The sequence below is a fragment of the Burkholderia sp. Se-20373 genome (genome assembly GCF_017104705.1).
Taxonomy (GTDB): Bacteria; Pseudomonadota; Gammaproteobacteria; order Burkholderiales; family Burkholderiaceae; genus Burkholderia.
The window spans coordinates 1-21,244 of the sequence record NZ_JAAGPH010000112.1; the positions used below are offsets into that span (position 1 = coordinate 1).

General features: G+C 67.0%; 18 protein-coding genes and 1 pseudogene. 9 read left to right on the plus strand and 10 right to left on the minus strand.

What is annotated here, in order from left to right; translation table 11 throughout:
- Together G3N96_RS28225 and G3N96_RS28230 are read right to left on the minus strand one after the other, a co-directional pair.
- A pseudogene (locus G3N96_RS28225) lies at nt 1-610 on the minus strand (ATP-binding cassette domain-containing protein); the annotation flags it as partial.
- A 68-nt stretch (nt 611-678) separates the two neighbouring features.
- Complete coding sequence (locus G3N96_RS28230) at nt 679-1,800, minus strand: polyamine ABC transporter substrate-binding protein (RefSeq protein WP_206139221.1); 1,122 nt, start codon at nt 1,798-1,800, stop codon at nt 679-681.
- A 242-nt stretch (nt 1,801-2,042) separates the two neighbouring features.
- Here G3N96_RS28230 and G3N96_RS28235 point away from each other — a divergent pair, with 242 nt between their 5' ends.
- From G3N96_RS28235 to G3N96_RS28245, 3 genes are all read left to right on the plus strand, one after another.
- The gene (locus G3N96_RS28235; protein WP_206139222.1) at nt 2,043-2,876 is read left to right on the plus strand and encodes a helix-turn-helix transcriptional regulator; all 834 of its coding nucleotides are present in this window, start codon (nt 2,043-2,045) and stop codon (nt 2,874-2,876) included.
- 151 nt (nt 2,877-3,027) lie between these two features.
- On the plus strand, nt 3,028-4,200 hold the full coding sequence (locus G3N96_RS28240) for a porin (protein WP_206139223.1): 1,173 nt from the start codon (nt 3,028-3,030) through the stop codon (nt 4,198-4,200).
- 129 nt (nt 4,201-4,329) lie between these two features.
- Nucleotides 4,330-4,974, plus strand: a complete 645-nt coding sequence (locus tag G3N96_RS28245) for a glutathione S-transferase (RefSeq protein ID WP_206139224.1) — start codon at nt 4,330-4,332, stop codon at nt 4,972-4,974.
- Between the two features lie 39 nt (nt 4,975-5,013).
- On the opposite strand, the gene G3N96_RS28250 is transcribed toward G3N96_RS28245, so the two are convergent.
- The 4 genes from G3N96_RS28250 to G3N96_RS28265 form a co-directional block, all read right to left on the minus strand.
- On the minus strand, nt 5,014-5,526 hold the full coding sequence (locus G3N96_RS28250) for a hypothetical protein (protein ID WP_206139225.1): 513 nt from the start codon (nt 5,524-5,526) through the stop codon (nt 5,014-5,016).
- A 214-nt stretch (nt 5,527-5,740) separates the two neighbouring features.
- Entirely contained in the window at nt 5,741-6,196 is a 456-nt protein-coding gene (locus tag G3N96_RS28255; protein ID WP_206139226.1) for a sodium:proline symporter, read from the minus strand.
- Nucleotides 6,197-6,332: 136 nt separating this feature from the next.
- Nucleotides 6,333-7,001 (minus strand): nitroreductase, encoded by a 669-nt coding sequence (locus tag G3N96_RS28260; RefSeq protein WP_206139227.1) that lies wholly within the window; start codon nt 6,999-7,001, stop codon nt 6,333-6,335.
- 185 nt (nt 7,002-7,186) lie between these two features.
- A complete protein-coding gene (locus G3N96_RS28265; protein WP_124578733.1) occupies nt 7,187-8,173 on the minus strand; it encodes a LysR substrate-binding domain-containing protein in 987 nt (328 codons plus the stop codon).
- Between the two features lie 57 nt (nt 8,174-8,230).
- Here G3N96_RS28265 and G3N96_RS28270 point away from each other — a divergent pair, with 57 nt between their 5' ends.
- From G3N96_RS28270 to G3N96_RS28280, 3 genes are all read left to right on the plus strand, one after another.
- Nucleotides 8,231-9,130 (plus strand): DMT family transporter, encoded by a 900-nt coding sequence (locus tag G3N96_RS28270; RefSeq protein ID WP_206139228.1) that lies wholly within the window; start codon nt 8,231-8,233, stop codon nt 9,128-9,130.
- A gap of 639 nt (nt 9,131-9,769) precedes the next feature.
- Complete coding sequence (locus G3N96_RS28275; protein ID WP_124578728.1) at nt 9,770-10,924, plus strand: branched-chain amino acid ABC transporter substrate-binding protein; 1,155 nt, start codon at nt 9,770-9,772, stop codon at nt 10,922-10,924.
- 87 nt (nt 10,925-11,011) lie between these two features.
- On the plus strand, nt 11,012-11,314 hold the full coding sequence (locus tag G3N96_RS28280; RefSeq protein WP_039364493.1) for a DNA-binding protein: 303 nt from the start codon (nt 11,012-11,014) through the stop codon (nt 11,312-11,314).
- Nucleotides 11,315-11,407: 93 nt separating this feature from the next.
- On the opposite strand, the gene G3N96_RS28285 is transcribed toward G3N96_RS28280, so the two are convergent.
- Nucleotides 11,408-14,467 carry an FAD-binding and (Fe-S)-binding domain-containing protein gene (locus G3N96_RS28285; RefSeq protein ID WP_206139229.1) on the minus strand — a complete coding sequence of 1,020 codons (3,060 nt, stop codon included), beginning with the start codon at nt 14,465-14,467 and terminating at the stop codon, nt 11,408-11,410.
- A 153-nt stretch (nt 14,468-14,620) separates the two neighbouring features.
- Here G3N96_RS28285 and G3N96_RS28290 point away from each other — a divergent pair, with 153 nt between their 5' ends.
- Nucleotides 14,621-15,517, plus strand: coding sequence for a LysR substrate-binding domain-containing protein (locus G3N96_RS28290; RefSeq protein ID WP_206139230.1), 897 nt, complete (start codon nt 14,621-14,623; stop codon nt 15,515-15,517).
- Nucleotides 15,518-15,539: 22 nt separating this feature from the next.
- On the opposite strand, the gene G3N96_RS28295 is transcribed toward G3N96_RS28290, so the two are convergent.
- On the minus strand, nt 15,540-16,391 hold the full coding sequence (locus tag G3N96_RS28295; protein WP_206139231.1) for a LysR substrate-binding domain-containing protein: 852 nt from the start codon (nt 16,389-16,391) through the stop codon (nt 15,540-15,542).
- Nucleotides 16,392-16,501: 110 nt separating this feature from the next.
- Between G3N96_RS28295 and G3N96_RS28300 the strand changes: the two genes are divergently transcribed.
- The gene (locus G3N96_RS28300; protein ID WP_206139232.1) at nt 16,502-17,149 is read left to right on the plus strand and encodes a LysE family translocator; all 648 of its coding nucleotides are present in this window, start codon (nt 16,502-16,504) and stop codon (nt 17,147-17,149) included.
- A 58-nt stretch (nt 17,150-17,207) separates the two neighbouring features.
- Here G3N96_RS28300 and G3N96_RS28305 read toward each other — a convergent pair whose 3' ends face one another.
- Nucleotides 17,208-18,281: a sulfite exporter TauE/SafE family protein gene (locus G3N96_RS28305; RefSeq protein WP_241022861.1), complete on the minus strand. Its 1,074-nt coding sequence runs from the start codon at nt 18,279-18,281 to the stop codon at nt 17,208-17,210.
- Here G3N96_RS28305 and G3N96_RS28310 point away from each other — a divergent pair.
- Nucleotides 18,280-19,623 (plus strand): PLP-dependent aminotransferase family protein, encoded by a 1,344-nt coding sequence (locus tag G3N96_RS28310; RefSeq protein WP_206139233.1) that lies wholly within the window; start codon nt 18,280-18,282, stop codon nt 19,621-19,623. The two genes, G3N96_RS28305 and G3N96_RS28310, sit on opposite strands and share 2 nt — an antisense overlap.
- Nucleotides 19,624-19,721: 98 nt before the next feature.
- Here G3N96_RS28310 and G3N96_RS28315 read toward each other — a convergent pair whose 3' ends face one another.
- On the minus strand, nt 19,722-21,170 hold the full coding sequence (locus G3N96_RS28315) for an APC family permease (protein ID WP_206139234.1): 1,449 nt from the start codon (nt 21,168-21,170) through the stop codon (nt 19,722-19,724).
- Nucleotides 21,171-21,244 lie beyond the last annotated feature (74 nt).

Below are 21,244 nucleotides of genomic sequence, written 5' to 3' on the forward strand. Positions count from 1 at the left end.
CCGCGAGGCGGCTGGCCATCGTCATCGCCTCTTCCTGGTCGTGCGTGACCATCACGCAGGTCACGTCGACTTTCTCGATGATGTTCACGAGTTCGAGCTGGGTCTTCTGGCGGATCTTCTTGTCGAGGGCGGACATCGGCTCGTCGAGCAGCAGCAGCTTCGGGCGCTTGACCAGCGAGCGCGCGAGCGCGACGCGCTGCTGCTGGCCGCCGGACAGCTGGTGCGGCTTGCGCTGCGCGTACTTGCTCATCTGCACGAGCGCGAGCGCATCGGCCACGCGCTCCTTGATCTCGTGCTTCGGCGTGCCTTCCTGCTTCAGGCCGAACGCGACGTTCGATTCGACCGTCATGTGCGGGAACAGCGCGTACGACTGGAACATCATGTTCACCGGCCGGCGGTACGGCGGCAGCGACGCGAGGTCTTCACCGTCGACGAAGATCTTGCCGGACGTGGCCGTTTCGAGCCCGGCGAGCATGCGCAGCAACGTCGACTTGCCGCAGCCCGAGCTGCCGAGCAGCGCGAACAGCTCGTTCTTCGCGATCGTCAGGTTCACGTTGTCGACGGCCGTGCTGTCGCCGAATTTCTTCACGACGTTCTCGATGCGCACGAATGCGTCCGCATCGCGGCGGGCGGCGCCCGCAACCGATGCAGGGAGCGTATGGATCATCGTCGTCTCCCTCAACCGCCCGACTTCAGCTGCAGCCACAGACGGTTCTGCATCCGCGCGATGTCGGCGCTGCGCGGCATCGCGAGCGACGCCTTCGCGATCGTCGCGTCGGACAGGTAGATGCCCGGGTCCTGCACGATCGCCGGTGTCACGAATGGACGCGCCGCCTTGTTGGCGCTCGGGTAGAAGATCTCGTTCGTGATCGCCGCGTTGGTCTTCGGGTCCTCGATGTAGTTGATCCACTTCAGCGCGGCTTCCGGATGCGGCGCATCCTTCGGGATCGCCATCACGTCGAACCACAGCAGGCCGCCTTCCTTCGGGTTCACGTAACGGATCTCGTACGAGCGCTTCGCGTCCAGCGTGCGCCGCCGCGCGATGCCGACGTCGCCCGACCAGCCGAGCACGACGCACACATCGTTGTTCGCCAGGTCGTCCGCATAGCCGGCCGAGCTGAACTGCGTGACGTACGGGCGGATCTTCTTCAGCACGTCGTAGGCCGCCTGGTAGTCGGCCGGGTTCTTGCTCTCCGGGTCCTTGCCCATGTACTGCAGCGCCGCCGCGAACGCGGCGTCCGGCGCGTCGAGCAGCGAGATGCCGCAGCCCTTCAGCTTCGCCGCGTTCGCCGGGTCGAACAGCAGCGCCCAGCTGTCGGTCGGTGCGGTGTCGCCGAGCCGCTTCCTGACCGCCTCGACGTTGTAGCCGATCCCCGTCGTGCCCCACGCCCACGGCACGCCGTACTGGTTGCCCGGGTCGGCCTTCGCGACCATCTTCATCAGCACCGGGTCGAGGTTCGAGAGATTCGGCAGCTTCGACTTGTCGAGCTTCTGGTACACGCCGGCCTGGATCTGCTGCGCGAGATAGTTCGACGTCGGCACGACGATGTCGTAGCCCGAGCTGCCCGCGAGCAGCTTGGTCTGCAACGTATCGTCGCTGTCGTAGCTGTCGTAGCGCACCTTGATGCCCGACTGCTTCTCGAAGACGGGGACCGTGTCCTTCGCGACGTACTCCGACCAGTTGTACACGTTCAGGTTGGCATCGCCGGCATGGGCGGACAGGCTGGCCGCGACGGCCAGCGCCGCCGACGTGACGCGCGCGGCGCGCCACGCCGGTTGACGACGGATACGGATACGCATGGGGATTCTCCTTGTGATGGGGATCGGCCGTTGCGCCCGGTCCGGGTCCGGACTCGCGTCAACGCCGTCGAGCGGTGTTCAGCACAAGGGTCAATGTAGAGATCGCGGCCCGCAGCGTCAGTCCCGAAAACCGGGACAAACGGCGACGTCGATTCCGGCCGTTTGGGTAGATTCCCGCGTAGGCAGTCGAAAATATTCGTGATACCTGTAGCGCCACCTGAAAATCTTCGACACACGACGCCATGAGCGCTGCGCTGCCCGCCCCCGATCTCCCGCTGAGCCACGTCGCGTTCGTGACCGAAACGCTGGGCGACATCGCACAAGCCGTCGGAACGCCGCAGTTCATGCGCGCCGTCTACGACACGCTCGTGCGCTACGTCGATTTCGACGCCGTGCATCTCGACTACGAGCGCAGCGCGTCTTCCGGCCGGCGCAGCGTCGGCTGGATCGGCAGCTTCGGCCGCGAGCCCGAGCTGGTCGCGCAGGTGATGCGCCACTACTACCGCAGCTACGCGAGCGACGATGCAACGTACGCGGCGATCGAAACCGAAGACGACGTGCAGTTGCTGCAAGTGTCCGCACAGCGCGTGGCGAGCGAGCTGCGGCATCTGTTCTTCGATGCCGGCGACATTCACGACGAATGCGTGATCGCCGGCGTGACCGGCGGCACGCGCTACTCGATCTCGATCGCACGCTCGCGGCGGCTGCCGCCGTTTTCGCTGAAGGAACTGAGCCTGCTGAAGCAGCTGTCGCAGGTCGTGCTGCCGCTGGCGTCCGCGCACAAGCGCCTGCTCGGCGCGATCCCGGCCGACGACACACCGCGTGACGAACTCGATCTCGACCTCGTCGCGCAATGGCTGCCGGAATGGCAGGAACGCCTGACCGCGCGCGAGATGCACGTGTGCGCGTCGTTCATCCAGGGCATGACGTCGGCGGCCATCGCGCAGTCGATGGGGCTCAAGACCTCCACCGTCGACACGTACGCGAAGCGCGCGTTCGCGAAGCTCGGCGTCGATTCGCGCCGGCAACTGATGACGCTCGTGCTGAGAAACGCGTCGCGGCGGCACGACGCATAGCATCCCTGCATGCCGGCCGCCGGCAGGTTGCGCGCGCATCCATCTCCCCGCCGCCTCATAACGATCCGACAATTTATTGGTTCCCTCGACGATGCGCCGTCCGTATCGTTCACCGTCTCGTCAGACCAATCGACCAACGGGGAATCCAACAATGAAGCAGATCCGTTCATTCGCACTGCTCGCGCTGCCGGCCGCGCTCTACGCCGCCGGCACGCACGCGCAAAGCAGCGTCACGCTGTACGGCATCGCCGATGCGGGCATCGCGTACGTGCACAACGCGCAGAACGCGAACGGCAGCAACGCGTCGAGCCTCGTCAAGTTCAGCAGCGGCAACCTGTCGGGTAGCCGCTGGGGGCTGCGCGGCACCGAGGATCTCGGCGGCGGCCTGGCTGCGCTGTTCCAGCTCGAGAACGGCTTCAACCTCGGCACGGGCGCACTCGGCCAGGGCTCGCGCGAGTTCGGCCGCAAGGCCGTCGTCGGCCTCGCGAGCAACACGTACGGCACCGTCACGCTTGGCCGCCAGTACGATCCGGTCGTCGATCTCGTGCAGGGCCTCACGCAGGACAACTACTTCGGCGGCGTGTTCGCGACGCCGGGCGACCTCGACAACTACGACAACAGCCTGCGCGTCAGCAACTCGGTGAAGTACACGAGCCCGCTGATCTCGGGCTTCCAGTTCGAAGGCCTGTACGGCTTCGGCGGCGTCGCGGGCGCCACCGGCAGCGGCCGCACGTACAGCTTCGGCGCGAGCTACGCGAACGGCCCGCTGTCGCTCGGCGCCGGCTTCTTCTACGCGAACGGCGGCTCCACCGTCGCGAACGGCGTGCGCACGTGGTCGAGCAGCTCGGACACGCTGTTCAACACCGTGATCAACCAGGGCTTCTCGAGCGCGAAGTCGATCCAGATCGTGCGCGTGGCCGGCCAGTACGTGGCCGGGCCCGCCACCTTCGGCCTCGCGTATTCGAATACGCAGTACGGTGCGGACACGCTGTCGGCGTTCAGCCAGAACGCGAAGTTCAACAACGGCTCGGCGTTTTTCAACTGGCAATTCTCGCCGGCGCTGCGCGCGGGCGTCGGCTACAACTACACGTCGCTGACGGGCCCGAGTTCCGCGCACTACAACCAGGTCAACCTCGGTGCCGATTACGCGCTGTCGAAACGCACCGACCTGTATGCGCTGTTCGGCTACCAGAAGGCGAGCGGCAACACGCTCAACGCGAACGGCGCGGTCGTGAAGGCCGCCGCGTCGGTCGGCTCGTATGGCGTGAACTCCGGCACCGATACGCAGGAACTCGCGATCGTCGGGATTCGCCACAAGTTCTGATCGCATCGCCGCACGGCAACGACGGCAACGACGACGACATCGACGACAGCTGGCAGGCGCGCACCGCGGTGCGCGCCTGCGGCGTTTACACTGTCGCGATCCCGTTCCGCACGACACAAGGAGGCCGGCATGCTGACCGTATGGGGGCGCCGCAATGCATTCAACGTCCAGAAGGTGCTGTGGCTCGTCGACGAGCTCGCGCTCGCGCATCGGCATGTGCCGGCCGGCGGGCAGTTCGGCGTGCTCGACACGCCCGATTTTTTGGCGATGAACCCGCACGGGCGCATACCCGTGATCGACGATGGCGGCACGGTCGTGTGGGAATCGCACAGCATCCTGCGCTACCTTGCCGCGCGTTACGGACGCCCCGGCTTCTGGCGCGACGACCCTGCAGAGCAATCGCGCGCCGACCGCTGGATGGATTGGTCGCAAACCACGCTGCAGCCGACGTTCCTGAACGGCGTATTCCGCGGCTACTTCCGGACGCCGCCCGAGCAGCGCGACACGGTGCGCGTCGAGCAAAGCATCGCGCAGTGCGCGCAGCACTTCCAGGCGCTCGACGCGGCGCTGGCCGGGCAGCCGTTTCTCGCGGGCGACGCGCTCACGCTCGCCGACATCGCGGCCGGCACGCATCTGTATCGTTATTTCGAACTCGACATCGCACGGCCGGACCTCCCGCATGTGCAGGCGTGGTACGAGCGGCTGAAAGCGCGGCCCGCGTATCGCACGCACGTGATGATTCCGTTCGACGATTTGCGCGGGCGGCTCGATTAGCAGGTGTATGGCGGCAGCGCGTCCGGCCGCAAACACCGCCTAATGTCGCCGCATTCCACCGAATCCGCTCACACCGCTGAACGGATGCATGCCGCCGAATCCGTGGCCGACGGCACCGGCCGGAAACGCACCATGGTGAAAGCCGGCACCGATCGGCACGCCGACGCGGCGATGGTCCACCCCGTTGAAGTGGACGACGCGATCGAAGTGGCGGAAATGGTGGAAGCGGTGGAAGCGATCGACGAACACGAAGCCCACACCTGCGCCGATGAAAAGCGGCGGTCCCCAGTACCCCAGGTCGGCATACGGATAGTCCGCCGCCGGGTACCATAAAACACTACCATCGGCGTTCTGCACGAACTGCCATGTGCCATCGTCCTGCAGGCACGCACGCCCGACGATTTGCTGCTCCGTGCCGTCGATGTTCGCTTGCGCGACGACCGCCCGGCAGTTCGTCGTCTCGTCCGCCAGATCGTCGTACGTTTGCGCAAAGACCGCCGCGGAACAGCCGAGACAGACGAACCCTATCCCGGATCGAAACCAGTTGCCCATGATCGGCTCCTGCCTGATTGTCCCCGACCACTCGATCGCGGGCACCGCTGACGGCGCCCGGCAGATCGAATTGCTCGCGCACGATTCATCGCGCGGCGCTCACGTGCCGCCGCTTCGTGCAGGGTCTCCTGACGGCTAAACGATGCAGCGCGCCGGCTTATTCCAGGGGTCTGGTGCGAATGATCGACGCAGGCACCGTTGATTGGCGCCCGGCCTAGCGCCTGGCGAAGCGGTAGGCAGCCGCTGCCGTGATCCCGAATACCAGATGGGCCACGAGGGTGATCGCGCCTCGAACCGGGATGAACCACGGGAAGATCGCGGTGAACGCGTACAGGTTGACGCTGTACAGGATGAGGCCGAACCCACCGCCCGCGAAGAGCGAGGCCGCGAGCGACAGGTTGCGAATCACCTTCGCCAGCACGGCCGCATAGACCAGCGACAGCACCAGATGCACGAGGGTCGCCACCGCCATGACGAGCGGATCGAAGCCGGCGGATGCGTCGAGCACGCCGCGCCCCATCACGATGGCCGCCGTGAGGCGTGTGTCGCGTAACAGGTTCCCGATCGCGTCGTCGCCGACGATCGGCCAGAGCAGCAACTCGACGACGGTCGAACCGACCGCCGCACCGAACGCTGCCCAGAGAACCGGGACGATTCTGGCTCGTTTCAATTGCCGCTCCCGTCGCAACCGGCCGATGGATCGCAGCGACTTGCGCCCCGCCCGCTCCGGCGCCGGCCGCGCAGCGCGTGCCCGTGAACCTGAACCTGAACCTGAACCTGAACCTGAACCGGGCAGCCACGCAAGATTACGACGCCCCTTCGCAATCCGACCAGTAAGCGAACGGATCGCGATGTTTCGGATAGTTTTCGTCCAGCCATTTCAGCAACGTCGCCCGCGCGTTGTCCATGTCGGCCTTCAGCGACGAGGTCGTCAGTTCGTGCACTTCGATGGACTTTTCGCGATCGATCACGAAGCAGTTCCAGTCGGGGCCGTCGAGATCCGGATCGTCGGACGCCTTCGACGACTTGCCCCATCCGAACCCCTTGCGCGCGTCGATGTAGTACCGCGGATGCACTTTCAGATACGACATCTCGCCGCCCTGCAGGCTGCTCTCCGCGCGCAGCACGTCGTGTCCGTCGACGATCTGCGTGACTTCCGGCAGCCGGCGCGCTCGCCATCCGACGGGCAGCGTCGCGATGGCCTTGACGCTGTCGTACATCCCCCACTCCAGCCCCCACGCTTCGGCCATGCGCTTCATGAATGCGTTCGCATTTGGATAGCCGCGCAACTGGATCCGGGTCGACAGCGTGACCTCGATACCGCCGCGTCCGCCCATGCCGGCGGATGCGTCGTCCGCGCTCGCTTCGAACGGATTGCCCGGACGCGACGCGCGCGTCGCATCCGCGGGCGCCATGCCCGAAAACAGCTGGTCGAGCGCGGCACGCGCTTTCGACGACTTGTCCGGCTTGTTCATTGTTGACCTCGCTCGCATCCGCACGGATGCATCCCTTTTCGAATCTCGTTCATCTCTCCACCTCATCGTTTTTCGCGGTCGCATTGTCGTCGATCCGGCGGCCCGAGCCTAGTGCCGCGTATCGCACAACGCTTTTTCGCTCCCATCCGCTACCGGGGCGGGCCGACACGATACACCGGCCAGGGCTAGCCGCCTGTCCCCACCGCCGCCCGCATCCGCTCCATCAACGCCAGCACTTCAGGCCGATTTTCCCCCTTCGCATGCACGAAGTAATACCTGAGTACCGAATCGACTTCGTGCGGGCTCACGCGCACGAGTTCGCTGCGCTTGAAATAGGCGTCGGCGAGCGGTACCCGCGCCAGCGCCACGCCGAGCCCGGCCTCGGCGGCGGCCAGCACGAGGTTGTAATCCTCGAAACGGCGATCCTGCGCGCGCGGCTTGAACGGCACGCCCAATGCATCGAACCACGTGCGCCAGCCGGTCACGTCGGAATCGTGCAGCAGCGGCATGTCGAGCAGCGCGGCATCGCCGCGCCGGCGGCGCGCCTTCGCCAGTTGCGCGGCAAGCCGCGGATGCGCGACCGGATAGAGCCGTTCCGGCATGAACGCACGGGTGTCGAGTTGACGCCAGTTGCCGCGCCCGTACCGGATCGATAGATCCGCTTCGCCGCCGGCGATATCCACGTTGCGCAGATCGATGCCCAGTTCGATCCGCAACGCGGGCGCCTCGCTCTCGAGCGCATGCTGGCGCTCGAGCAGCCAGAGCTGCGCGAAGGCCGGCACCACGCTCATCCTGACCAGCCGCGGCGTACGTGGCGAGCGCCACTGATCGGCCGCACTGTCGATGATCGCGAACGCCTGCTCGATCCGGCCGACGAAGCGCTGGCCGTCCGGCGTCAGGCGCACGCCGCGCGCATGACGTTCGAACAACCGCAGGCCGAGCCAGTTTTCGACAGCCGCCACCCGCCGGCTGATCGCGCCGTGCGTCACGCCGGAGACATCGGCCGCGGCGAGGAACGACCCCTCGCGCGCGACCGTGCACACCGTCTCGAGACTCGCGAGCGGCGGCCGCGCACCCGGCGCCGGCGCTGCGGCGGGCGACGTCGCCGGCGCGCGCTTTACACGGATTGAAGCGCCGGCCGGCCGCCGGCTCGAGCTGTGAATCGTGGTCATATCTGCGTGCTGATCTGTGCGCTAGCTTAGCATCTTGCCACACCGCATCATGGCCGCATGAACACGCTCTCCACCCCGTCGTCGCGCACCGCGCGGCAGCCGCTGATCGCGGCCGGCGCGGTCGCCTTCACGATCGTCTCGTGGGCGTCCGCTTTCCCGTTCATCCGGATCGGCCTGCATGGCCTGACACCGCTGCAGCTCGCGGCGGCGCGCTTCGCCACGGCGGCCGTGCTGATCGTCGCGTGGCTCGCCGTGCGGCGGCCGCGCGTGCCGACCCGGCGCGACGCGCTGCGCTTCCTGCTGTGCGGCTTTCTCGGCATCGCGCTCTACAACGCGCTGCTCAATACCGGCGAGCAGACCGTCTCGGCCGGCGCGGCGAGCTTCATCGTGAACACGCTGCCGATCTTCACGGCGCTGCTGGCCTCGGTGTTTCTGGGCGAGCGCTTCAATCGCTGGGGCTGGCTCGGCTCGCTGGTCAGCCTCGCCGGCATCGCGGTGATCGCGCGCGGGCAGCCGGGCGGCCTCGTCCTCGGCGCCGGCAGCACGCTGATCCTTGGCGCGGCCCTGTGTTCGGCCAGCTATTTCGTGCTGCAGCGGCGGCTGATTCCGGTGTACGGCGCGCTGGCCTGCACCGCGTACACGCTGCTGGCCGGCGCGCTGCTGCTCATGCCGTGGCTGCCGGGCGCGCTGGTGGCCCTGGGCGGCGGGTCGCGCGACACCGCGCTGGCCGTGCTGATGCTCGGCATCTTCCCCGCCGCGCTGGGTTACGCGACCTGGACCTTCGCACTCGGCTACTTCGGCGCGGCGCGCGCCGCCAACTTCCTCTACCTGACGCCGGCGGTCGCGACAGCTCTGTCGATGGCGCTGACGGGCGAGCGACCCGGCATCGAGACGATGTGCGGCGGCTTGCTGGCGATTGCCGGCGTGATCTTCGTGGCGTTGCGCGGACGGTCCTAGGATCGGTGCAGCATCGGGCCGGCACGATCGGCCCGACGTTCCGCAAGCGAGCCGGCCGGGGCGAACCCCGGTGTTTGCAAAGCGGAATGCGTGCCGCGGGCTGTCGATTCGCATCAGTTCGCCGACGCCGCCGAGCTTGACCGTTAGTTGCGTTGCATCGAGGACATCAATCCCGATGAGACATGGCGCCGCAACCGGATGCGCAATCGAGATCGTCCAAACTGTGCAGACAAATCGACCGAACAGTTCCGGATTGACCGTGCATCAGTGTCCATGGCTTCGTCCCACCCGCCGGCCGAATATTGGATGTGACCGTAAGGCCGTCGACAGCGAATCGCAGCCTGTGGCCTGCCGCGGCGCACGATTTCCGGCATCCGGCGCCTTCGAATTTTCAGGCGCCGGCCGTGCTGCCAACGCCCCGCTACGCGGTTCGCTGCAGCGCGCAAATTCGGCTTCATATATATTCATACGAATTGCACCGTTTCAGGCCCCGATTCTCCGCTCACCCGGGCGGCACGCCAGGGGCAGGACGCGATGCAGTGAAGCCCATGATGGGTATGGAGACTCGTCCGATCGCCCCGACCTCGCCGTCGGCCGGTCGAGACGTCAATAGAAAGACATTCAAATCGGAGATGGCAGATGGAACGAAGCACTGTCGGCATGCGCTGCAAACCCCTGATCACCGTCGCACTGGCTGCCGCCGCCTTCGCGGCCGCGTCGACCGCGATGGCCGACCAGGTCGTGAAGATCGGCAGCGTCGAACCGACGACGGGCGGCATCTCGCACCTCGGCAAGGACAACGAGAACGGTGCGCGCCTCGCGGTCGAGGAAATCAATGCGAAGGGCCTCACGATCGGCGGCAAGAAGGTCACGCTGCAACTCGATGCGCAGGATGACGCGGCCGACCCGCGCCAGGCCACCCAGGTCGCGCAGAAGCTCGTCGACGACAAGGTCGTCGCCGTCATCGGCCACCTGAACTCGGGCACGTCGATCCCGGCGTCGAAGATCTACAGCGATGCGGGCATCGTGCAGATCTCGCCGTCGGCCACGAACCCGACCTACACGCAGCAAGGCTTCAAGACGACCTACCGCGTGGTCGCGACCGACGCGCAGCAAGGCCCGGCGCTCGCGAGCTATGCGCAGGCGAAGGGCGTGAAGAGCGTGGCGGTGATCGACGATTCGACCGCGTACGGCCAGGGCCTCGCGAACGAGTTCGAGAAGAAGGCGAAGGCGCTCGGCCTGAAGGTGCTGTCGCACGACGCGACCAACGACAAGGCGGTCGACTTCCGCGCGATCCTGACGAAGGTCAAGGGCGAGAACCCGGACGCGATCATGTACGGCGGCATGGACGCCACCGGCGGCCCGCTCGCGAAGCAGGCGAAGCAGCTCGGCCTGCGCGCGAAGATCCTGTCCGGCGACGGCGTGTGCACCGACTCGCTGGCCGAACTGGCCGGCCCGGCGGCCGACAACGTGCTGTGCTCGCAGGCCGGCGCCGCGCTCGAGAAGATGCCGGGCGGCGCGGACTTCCTCGCGAAGTACCAGAAGCGCTTCAACCAGGGCATCAAGTTCGATGCGCCGTTCGCGTATGACGCGGTCTACATCGCGGTCGACGCGATGAAGCGCGCGAACTCGACCGATCCGGCGAAGATCCTCGCGGCGATGCCGTCGACGAAGTACGACGGCGTGATCGGCACGACGACGTTCGATTCGAAGGGCGACCTGACGCACGGAATCATCTCGATCTACGGCTACAAGAGCGGCAAGAAGACCTTCCTCGACCAGGTGAAGATGTAACCCGCCGCGGCGCCGGTGCGACGGGCACGCCACCCGTCTGCGCCGGCGCCGCGCGGGCCGAATTCTGATTCACGGAGACGAAGCATCATGTGTGCAATGGCGTATGCAGAGTTTCAACAGGAGTTGAAGAAGGCACAGCTGACGGCGCGCGAGTTCGCCCGCCTGATCCGGATGAACGAAAGCTCGATCACGAACTACTCGAGCAAGGGCACAGTCCCGTCCCACCTCGCGGTCATCGCGAAACTGATCGGCACGATGGCCGCGCACGAGATCGATTTCCGGCGCGTGATCCGGCAGATGCGGATCGAACCGAAACGGCCGCGCGGCGGCGGTGCGTTTCCTGCGGTGGAAAAACCGCGTTCCGGAAAGACGGCGAAAGCCGACGCCTGAGCCCAGGCATGCGTCGACAACGGCACGAGGCTTGCCGCTCGACGCTCAATCGAATGTCATCTCACGGGCAACGCGACACGCGACGCCCGACCCTCACCCCACCGCCCGCACGTGCTCGAGCAGCGCCTGCAACGGATGCCGCACCTGCTTCGACGACATCCGCTTCACCTGGCTGCGGCACGAATAGCCGGTCGCCAGCGCCTCGCCTTCGTCCTCCGGGCCGTCCACGTGCGCCGCCCACGACTGCGCGTAGATCGTCTTCGACGTCGCGAGATTGCGCGCCTCGTGCCCGTAGGTACCCGACATCCCGCAGCACCCGGTGGCCTGGACCTTCAACCGCAGCCCGCGCCGCGCGAATACCTGGGCCCATTGCTTGCCGCTGTCGGGCGCATTGGTCTTCTCGGTGCAGTGCGGCAGCAACCGGAACGACGTGGGCACGCCGCCGACACCGACACCGACACCGGCTTCCGGCAACGCCTGCAGCAACCACTCCTGCGGCAGCGCAACCTTCGGCACATCGGTGAGCCCCGTCACCTTCAGGTACTCCTGCCGATACGTGAGCGTCATCGCCGGATCGAGGCCGACCAGCGCGACACCCGAGCGCGCCAGCGCGGCCAGCTGCGTCGCATTGCGGATCGCCGCCTGCTCGAACGCCCGCAGGAAGCCCTGCACGTGCAGCGCCTTGCCGTTCGGCGCGAGCGGCGCGAGCCACACCTGAAAACCCACGCGCGCCGCCAGTTCGATCAGCGTCGCCAGTTGCTCGGTATCGAAATAGCGCGTGAAGGTGTCCTGCACGATGACGACGCTGCGTGCGCGCTGCGCGTCGCTCAACGCGGCGAGCGCCTGCGGATCGGCCGGCTTCACCTGCCATTGACGGATCACGGCCGCGAGGTCGAAGCGGCTCAGCAGCGGGCTGTCGACCATGCCGACGTGCCGCTCCAGCATCGTGCGCACCCATCCCGAGCGCATCAGCCCGTTGTACAGCGCGGGCACCCGCGCCATCCACGGCATCGTGAATTCGAGCGAGCCGATCAGGTAGTCGCGCAGCGGCCGCTGGTAACGCCGGTGATACAGCTCGAGGAAACGCGAGCGAAACTCCGGCACGTTCACCTTCACCGGGCACTGCCCCGCGCACGACTTGCACGCGAGGCACCCGGCCATCGCGTCGTACACCTCGTGCGAGAAATCGGCTTCGCCGTTGCGCGCCGCGCGGCTGTTGCGCCAGCGCGTGGCAAGGCCGCCCAGGAACGGCTGCCGCGCGCGCGCCGCCGCGACGACGTCCACGCCGGCCTGCCCTTGCAGGCGCAGCCATTCGCGCATCAGCGACGCACGCCCCTTCGGCGATTGCACGCGTTCGCGCGTCGCCTTCCACGATGGGCACATCGCATCGTCCGGATCGAAGTTGTAGCACGCGCCGTTGCCGTTGCAGTGCATCGCGGTGCCGTAGCTCTGCCATACACGCTCGTCGATCTGCCGGTCGTGGTCGCCGCGCGTCGGCACTTCGTCGATCTTGAGCAGCCGCATCGTGTTCTCCGGCGGCGTCGCGATCTTGCCCGGGTTGAACTGGTTGTGCGGATCGAACGCGGCCTTCAGCTGCTGCAGCGACGGGTACAGCTCGCCGAAGAACGCCGGCGCATATTCGGAGCGCACGCCCTTGCCGTGCTCGCCCCACAACAGGCCGCCGTGGCGCTGCGTGAGCTCGGCCACCGCATCCGACACGGGCCGCACCAGCGCCGCCTGCTTCGGGTCCTTCATGTCGAGCGCCGGCCGCACGTGCAGCACGCCCGCATCGACGTGCCCGAACATCCCGTATAGCAGCCCGTGACCGTCGAGCAGCGCGCGGAATTCGGCGATGTACGCGGGAAGGTTCTCGGGCGGCACCGCGGTGTCCTCGACGAACGGCTGCGGGCGCGCCTCGCCCTGCACGTTGCCGAGCAGGCCGACCGCGCGCTTGCGCATCGCATACACGCGCTTCACCGCGTCGTCGCCGGCCGCGAGCGTGTGGCCCAGGCGCTCCACGCTCGTATCGGTGCGCAGATGCTCGACGAACGCGCGCGCACGCGCGTCGACGTCGTCCGCATCGTCGCCGCTGAATTCGATCAGGTTGATGCCGAGCGTCGGCCGAGCGTCGTCCTGCGGGAAATACTCGGCCACGCTGCTCCACACGAAGTCCTTCATCGCCAGCATCAGCACCTTCGAGTCGACCGTCTCGATCGACAGCGGCTGGTGCGAGAGCAACGCGCGGGCATCGCGCAGCGCGTCCATGAAGCCCGCGTAGCGCACGTTGACCAGCACCGACACCTTCGGGATCGGCAGCACGTTGAGCTTCGCCTCGACGACGAAGCCGAGCGAGCCTTCCGCGCCGCACAGCACGCTGTTCAGGTTGAAGCGGCCGTCGGGTTCGCGCAGGTGCGCGAGGTCGTAGCCGGTCAGGCAGCGGTTGAGCTTCGGAAACTTCGCTTCGATCAGCGCCGCCTTGTCGTCGCTGATGCGCCGCGCGGTGCGGTAGACCTTGCCGATGCGGTCGTCGCGCGCGCAGCGGCGCTCGAGCTCGTCGTCCGCGAGTGCTTCGCTGTGCAGCTGCTCGCCGCCCATCAGCACGAAATCGAGCTCGAGCACGTGGTCGCGCGTCTTGCCGTATGTGCAGCTGCCCTGCCCGCTCGCGTCGGTGTTGATCATCCCGCCGACGGTCGCGCGGTTCGACGTCGACAGTTCCGGCGCGAAGAACAGCCCGTGCGGCTTCAGCGCCGCATTGAGCTGATCCTTGACGACGCCCGCCTGCACGCGCACCCAGCGCTGCTCGACGTCGATTTCGAGAATCCGGTTCATGTTGCGCGACAGGTCGACCACCACGCCGTCGGTCAGCGACTGCCCGTTGGTGCCCGTGCCGCCGCCGCGTGCAGCCACCGCGACGTCGCGATGCGCGGGCTCGGCGAGCAGCCGCGCCAGCAGCCGGACGTCCTCCGCATGCGCGGGGCAGATCACCGCTTGCGGCAAACGCTGGTAGATCGAGTTGTCGGTGGCCTGCACCGTCCGGTTCGCATGATCCGCGCGGATTTCCCCGGCGAATCCGGCGGCCTGCAGCGCGGCGAGAAAGTCACGGTACGCATGCGCGGGCGGGTTGGCGGGACGGGGCAGCGAGGCGATCGACATGGGGTAAACGCGGCAGTGTAGGTGGAACCGGCCGGCTCGCGTGGCCGAAACATGATTTTTTAGCAAGTTTCCACGCGACCGGGAATTCCAGTATCTTTGGATAATGCACGAGAAACAAACGAATTCTGCTCCGGCGAATATTGCATAAAACTCATGAATTACCGTCGCCTTACCCCGTCGATGTCGCTGCTGCTGGTGTTCGAGGCCGCCGCGCGGCATGAAAGCTACACGCGCGCGGCCGAGGAGCTGTCGCTGAGCCAGAGCGCGATCAGCCGGCAGGTTCAGACGCTCGAGGATCAGCTCGGCGTGCCGCTGTTCCGGCGCGAGGGCCGCTCGGTCAAGCTGACCGAGGTCGGGCGCCGCTACTTCACCGAGCTGAGCGGTGCGCTGGGGCGCATCCGCGGCGCGACGCTGCAGGCGATGTCGCACCAGGCGGGCGCCGGCACGCTGCGGCTCGCGACGCTGCCCACGTTCGGCTCGAAATGGCTGCTGCCGCACCTGCACGATTTCTACGCCGCGCATCCGGGCGTGACCGTGCACCTCCATTCGCGGATCGGCGGCATCGATTTCCTCAACGACGACCTCGATGCGGCCATTACCGTCGGCGCGGGCGACTGGCCGGGCCTGCACGCGCACCGGCTGTACAACGAGTTCCTGATCGCGATCGCGCCGCCGGACACCGGCAGCGCAAACCGCCGCAAGGCCGACGCACGCACGCCGGCGTGGGCCGCGAAGCAGACGCTGCTCGGCGTGACGAGCAACCAGCAGGCGTGGGCGGAGTGGTTTTCGCACTATCGGCTCGACCATCGGCAGATGCGCATCGGCCCGAGCTTCGAGCTCACGTCGCACCTGATCCAGGCGGTGCGGGCCGGGATGGGGATCGGGCTGGTGCCGAAGGTGCTGGTGGAAGACGAGCTGAGCCGCCACGAGCTCGTGTCGATTGGCGACGCGATCACCAGCCAGCGCAGCTACTACCTCGTCTACCCGCCGGGGAACGAGACGCTGCCGTCGCTCGTCGCGTTCCGCGAATGGCTGCTGAAGTCGTGCTGAAACGCGGCCGTCGTCGGGCCGCTCAGGTGCGCCATTCGCCGAGAATCTGCTCGGCCAGGTAGTCGCACGGCGGGCGCGCGGACTGCGCGCTGCGCGCGAGCACGACCTCCATTTCGCCGAGCGGCGGCAGCCCGTGGCTTTCCGACAGCTGCACGAGATGATCGGGAACGCAGCAGCGCGCCAGCGGCGCGACCGCGAGCCCGGCCTCCACCATGCTGAGCAGGCCGAGGTGGCTCGGGCTCTCGTACGACATCCGGTACGGGATCTTCCGCCGGTTCAGCGCCTTGACCGCGTGATCGCGCGCCGCGCTGCCGCCGTGCGTGAAAAAAGCCACCGGCAGCGGCCGTTCTTCCCACACGTTGCGCTTCGGCGAGCCGGCCCAGACGAGCGGTTCGAGCCGGATCAGCTCGCCGGTCACCCCCTTGATCCGCGTGAGGCACGCGAGGTCGACCGTGTTGTCCTTCAGCATCGGCACGAGCGCGCTGCTCGGCTGGCCGATCACGCGTATTTCCACGCGCGGATGCATCGCGGCGAACTTGCCGAGCACCTGCGGCAGCAGCGACGAAATGTAATCGTCGGGCACGCCGATCGTCACGCGGCCGCGGATCTCCGGGCGCACGACCGACGCCCACGCCTCGTCGCGCATCGCCAGCATCCGGCGGCCGTATTCGGCGAGCATCGCGCCGTCGTCGGTCGGCGTCACGTTGCGCGTGTCGCGGATGAAGAGCGGCTTGCCGAGCGCATCTTCTAGCGCCTTGATCTGCATGCTCACCGCCGACGGCGACCGGTGCACGGCCTGCGCGCCCTGCGCGAACGATCCGGATTCCGCCACGGCCACCACCATCGCGAGCACGTCGAGGTCGAGCTTTTTCATCGTTTTCAGAAAAACTGATTAATTGATTCAGTTTATCCCGTTTTACTGTTCTCCTCCACGGTCGGACAATGCATCCCGTCAGCCCTCACTCGTTGCAGGAATCATCAGACATGCATACGTCCGGATCGCTCTACGGATTTCTCGTCATCGGCGGCATGCTCGCGGTCACGCCCGGGCCGAACATGGTCTACGTGATGTCGCGCTCGATCGCGCAGGGTCGCACCGCGGGGCTCATCTCGCTCGGCGGCGTGATGATCGGCTACCTGTTCTACATGTTCGGTGCGGCGTTCGGGATCACGACGCTGTTCATGAGCGTGCCCTACGCGGGCAGTGTTCTGGCCGTGGTCGGTGCGGCGTACCTGTTGTATCTCGCGTGGCAGGCCGTCCGGCCCGGTGGCCGCTCGCCGTTCGAGGTGCGGGCGTTGCCGAGCGAACGCCCGCTTCGGTTGCTCGCGATGGGCGCGACGACCAGCGTGCTGAACCCGAAGCTCGCGATGCTGTTCATTTCGCTGCTGCCGCAGTTCATCGACTACGGGAACGGCAGCGTCCTCGGGCAATCGCTGTTTCTCGGTTCGCTGCTGATTACCGCGTTCGCTTGCGCGAACGGGCTGGTGGCGATCTGTTCGAGCCGCATCGCGACGTTCCTGCACGGGCGCCCGACGCTGCTGCTCGCGCAGCGCTGGGCGATGGGGCTCATTCTCGGCGGACTCGGCGTGCAGATGGTGGTCGATGCGTCGAAGATGGCGGGCATGGCTTAGAGCGCCAGTCACGCCATCGAGCGGATGCCACCGGAACCAGGACAGCCGCGCGCCGGTTTTACGCGAGATAGCCGGAAACGCCGTCCCAGAGCAGTTTCAACGCGGTCACCGCGAGCAATCCGTAGCAACTCCGGTAGATCAGGCGCTGGTCCAGCCTGCCGTGAAGCCGCCAGCCGCACACCACGCCGGCCGGAATGGCAAGCAGGCACACCGCCATCAACGCCCAGACGTTCGCGGTCGGCTGCACGATCAGCAGCCACGGCACCGCCTTGATCGCATTGCCCACTGTGAAGAACAGGCTCGTCGTTCCCGCGTACATCTCCTTGCTGAGGCCGAGCGGCAGCAGATACATCGCAAGCGGCGGACCGCCCGAGTGCGCGACCATCGTCGTGACACCCGATGCAAGGCCGGCCGAGACGGCCTTCGGCGACGAACGCGGACGAACCGTCGGTTTCGCGCCGCCCCTCACCCACAGCCCGACGAAGACCAGCGTGACCACCGCCATCAACAACTCGATGGCGCGATGGTCGAGAAAGCGGAAAGCCAGGTAACCGAACCCGATACCGATCACCAGCCCCGGCAGGAGCAGCACGAGGTCGGGCTTCGACCACGTCGACGGCTTCCAGTACCGCAGCGCGAACAGGTCCATCGCGATGAACAACGGGGCGAGCAAGCCGCCGGCCGTCACCGGGTCCATCACGAGTGACAGCAACGGAATGCCGATGATCGCGAATCCGCCACCGAACGCGCCGCGCATGAACGCGATCACGAACACCCCGGCAAACGCGATCAGGATCGTGGCCAGCGTCAATTGCAGGCCCATCGCAGCAGGCGTCACCATCCCGACCTCCCTACCGGTTCGAATCGCGGCGTGACGGACAGCCACGGAGCGGGTCGCACCGGCGACATCGCCGCACGGTGGATCCGGGTTGAACGCGTTGCACGCATGCTGCTTCTCCAATGGGATGCCGGGGAGATGCGGTACACCAACGCACCGTTGGCCGCACGGGCCGCACAAGCATGTCAGCCCCGGTACAATCGACTTGATGAAAGCAGAATGCACCGCCGCCTGCCTCAGTGCAATTAAAACATTGAACTCGGTGCAATAATCATTGTTATCGGTGCAATCCATGTCGAATTCCGAGTATCTGCAGTTGGCGGACGCGATCGCCGCCCAGATTGCCGACGGCACGCTCAGGCCGGGTGACCGCCTGCCTCCACAGCGTCATTTCGCTGACCAGCATGCCATCGCCGCATCGACGGCGGGACGGGTTTATGCGGAACTGCTGCGCCGCGGCCTGGTGGTCGGTGAAGTCGGCCGGGGCACTTTCGTGTCGGGCGAGACGCGACGCGGGGCCGCTGCGCCGGGCGAGCCGCGCGGCGTTCGGATCGATCTCGAGTTCAACTACCCGACCGTCCCGGCCCAGACCGCGTTGATCACCAGAAGCCTGCGCGGATTGCACCGACCTGCGGAGCTCGACGCCGCGTTACGCGAGGCGACGAGTACCGGGACCCCGGCCATCCGAAGCGTCGCCGCCGCGTATCTGGCGCAGCATGAATGGGCTCCGTCGCCCGACCAGCTGGTGTTTACCGGCAACGGGCGGCAAAGCATCGCCGCGGCCGTTGCCGCGGTCGTGCCGACCGGCGGGCGCTGTGGCGTGGAGGCACTGACCTACCCGTTCATCAAGGGCATCGCGGCCAAGCTGGGGATCTCGCTGGTGCCGCTGGCGATGGACGAAGACGGCGTTCGGCCCGACGCCGTGCAAAAGGCCCACCGCGAGGCCAGGCTGTCGGCGATCTACGTCCAGCCAGCCATCCAGAATCCGCTTGGCACGACGATGAGCGCCGCTCGCCGCGCCGACCTGCTGCGTGTCGTCGATAAGCTCGACATACCGGTCATCGAAGACAACGTTTACGGCTTTCTCGGCGACGAGCCGCCGCTGGCCGCACTCGCCCCGGATGCCTGCATCGTGATCGACAGCCTGTCCAAGCGGGTCACGCCAGGCCTGACCCTCGGCTTCATCGTGCCGCCGCCGCGGCTGCGCGAAAGCGTGATGGCGTCGGTACGCTCGGGGGGATGGACCGCTTCCGGGTTCGCGTTTGCAGCCGCGCAGCGATTGATGCGCGACGGCACCGTGGCCGAACTCGCGAGATTGAAACGCATCGACGCCAGCGCGCGGCAGGCGCTGGCGATCGAGCGTCTCGCGGATTTCGATGTCCGGACCAACGGCAAGTGCTATCACCTGTGGCTGACGTTGCCGGCGCACTGGCGTTCGCAAGCCCTCGTCGCAGCCGCGGCCCGGCGCGACATCGGGCTGACGCCGTCGACCACCTTCGCCGTTTCGTCCGGCCATGCGCCGAACGCAGTCCGGCTCGCGCTGGCCGCGCCGAGCATGGATCAGCTCGATGCCGGCCTGCGCACGCTGACCGCGATGCTGAACGGCCGGGAGGACGATTTCGACGCGACCGAGTAAGCAGCGCGCGGATGCGTCGGTATGCACCGCCCACGTGATTCGGTATCCGGATCAATACAAGCCGTCATCGCCGATCACCCGCCAGCGGTGCCACGCCGTCACTTCGTCAGCAGCTCGGCCTCCAGCTCGCGCAGCCGTTCCGGAAACCGGACGCGCAGCACCAGGAACCACCCGAGCCCGATCGCCAGCAGCGCGACGAACACATAAGGCAGCCACGCATAGACGCCCGCCGGCACCGGATACACGCTGCCGGCCAGCGGAATCGCGAGCAGCACGACCGCGACGACGCTGATCACCACATGCCGCGCACGCAGCCGGCGCTGCCGGCGCAGATAAAGCGGCGCGCCGATCGCCACCAGCACGTACGCAAGCAGCCAGCCGTACGTCGCGATCGAACTGAGATAGCCATACGAATCGAGCAGCGCGGTGCCGCGTGCGGTGAACACCAGCGCGGTCACCAGCGCCAGCACCGCAATCAGCGCCACCGCGACGTGCGGCGTCGCATTCCGCTCGTGCGCGTGGCCCGTCGACGCATGCAGCACACCCTGCCGCCCGAATGTATAGACGATCCGCGCCGCCGCATTGATCGACGAAAAGAATGCCGCGAAGAAACTCAGCGCCACACCCGCGTCGATCAGCACGCCGACCCAGCCGGCCCCGAGCCGATGCGCGAGCACCGCGAGCGGGCCGTCGACCTGATCGAGCGGCGGCGTCTGCCCGTGGAACGCGCTCACCATCCCGTACGCGCCGATCACGAACAAGATCGCCGGCCCGACGACGCTGATCAGCACCGCACGCGGAATCGCGCGGAACGGGTCACGTGCTTCCGCGCCGAGCACGGTCGCACTCTCGAACCCCGTGAAGCTGAAGAACGCGAGCACCATCCCGAGCTGCAACTGCGTCGGCTTCACGCCTTCCAGCGTCAGTTGCGCGCGATCGACCGGATGCCCGCCGAACGCGATCGTCCCGACCACGACGACGGCGATCAGCAGCAGCGTCGCGAGTTCGACGAACAGCGTGAAACGCGTGGACAGCCGGATGTCGCGAAACGCGATGTACCACGCGGCGAACGCGGTGACGACCGTGAGCCCGAGCACCGCGCCGAGCGGTGTCGCGCTGCCGAGCAGCCCGGTCTCGCGGCCCAGCACCAGAAACGTGTTGATCGTCCCCTGCAGGATGCCCGCGGCGGCCACCGCATAGGCGATCAGCAGCGACCACCCGCAGATCGCGCCCCAGACCGGCCCGATGCCGGCCGACACGTACGCATACAGCGCGCCCGGCGACGCCGAATCGCGCGCGAACACCGAGATGCTCCACGACGCGAACAGCAGCGCGACGATCGCGAACAGGTAGGCCAGCCACGTGCCGTTGCCGGCCGTCGCGAATACGGCGGGGATCAGCACGCCGATCCCGCCCGACACGCCGACGAGGCCGATCGACTGCGCGATCAGTTCGGGCAGGCTCAGATAGTTGCGCCGCAGGCCGCCTGCCGGCGGCACGGTATCGTGCGCAGCCAATGCCTGCGCGGTGCTTGCTGGATGACTCATCGATTTATCTCGTCAGGAATGAAGCGAAGCCGTGTAGGCCGCCTGCGCAGCAGTGAAGGCTGCCAATGCGGCCA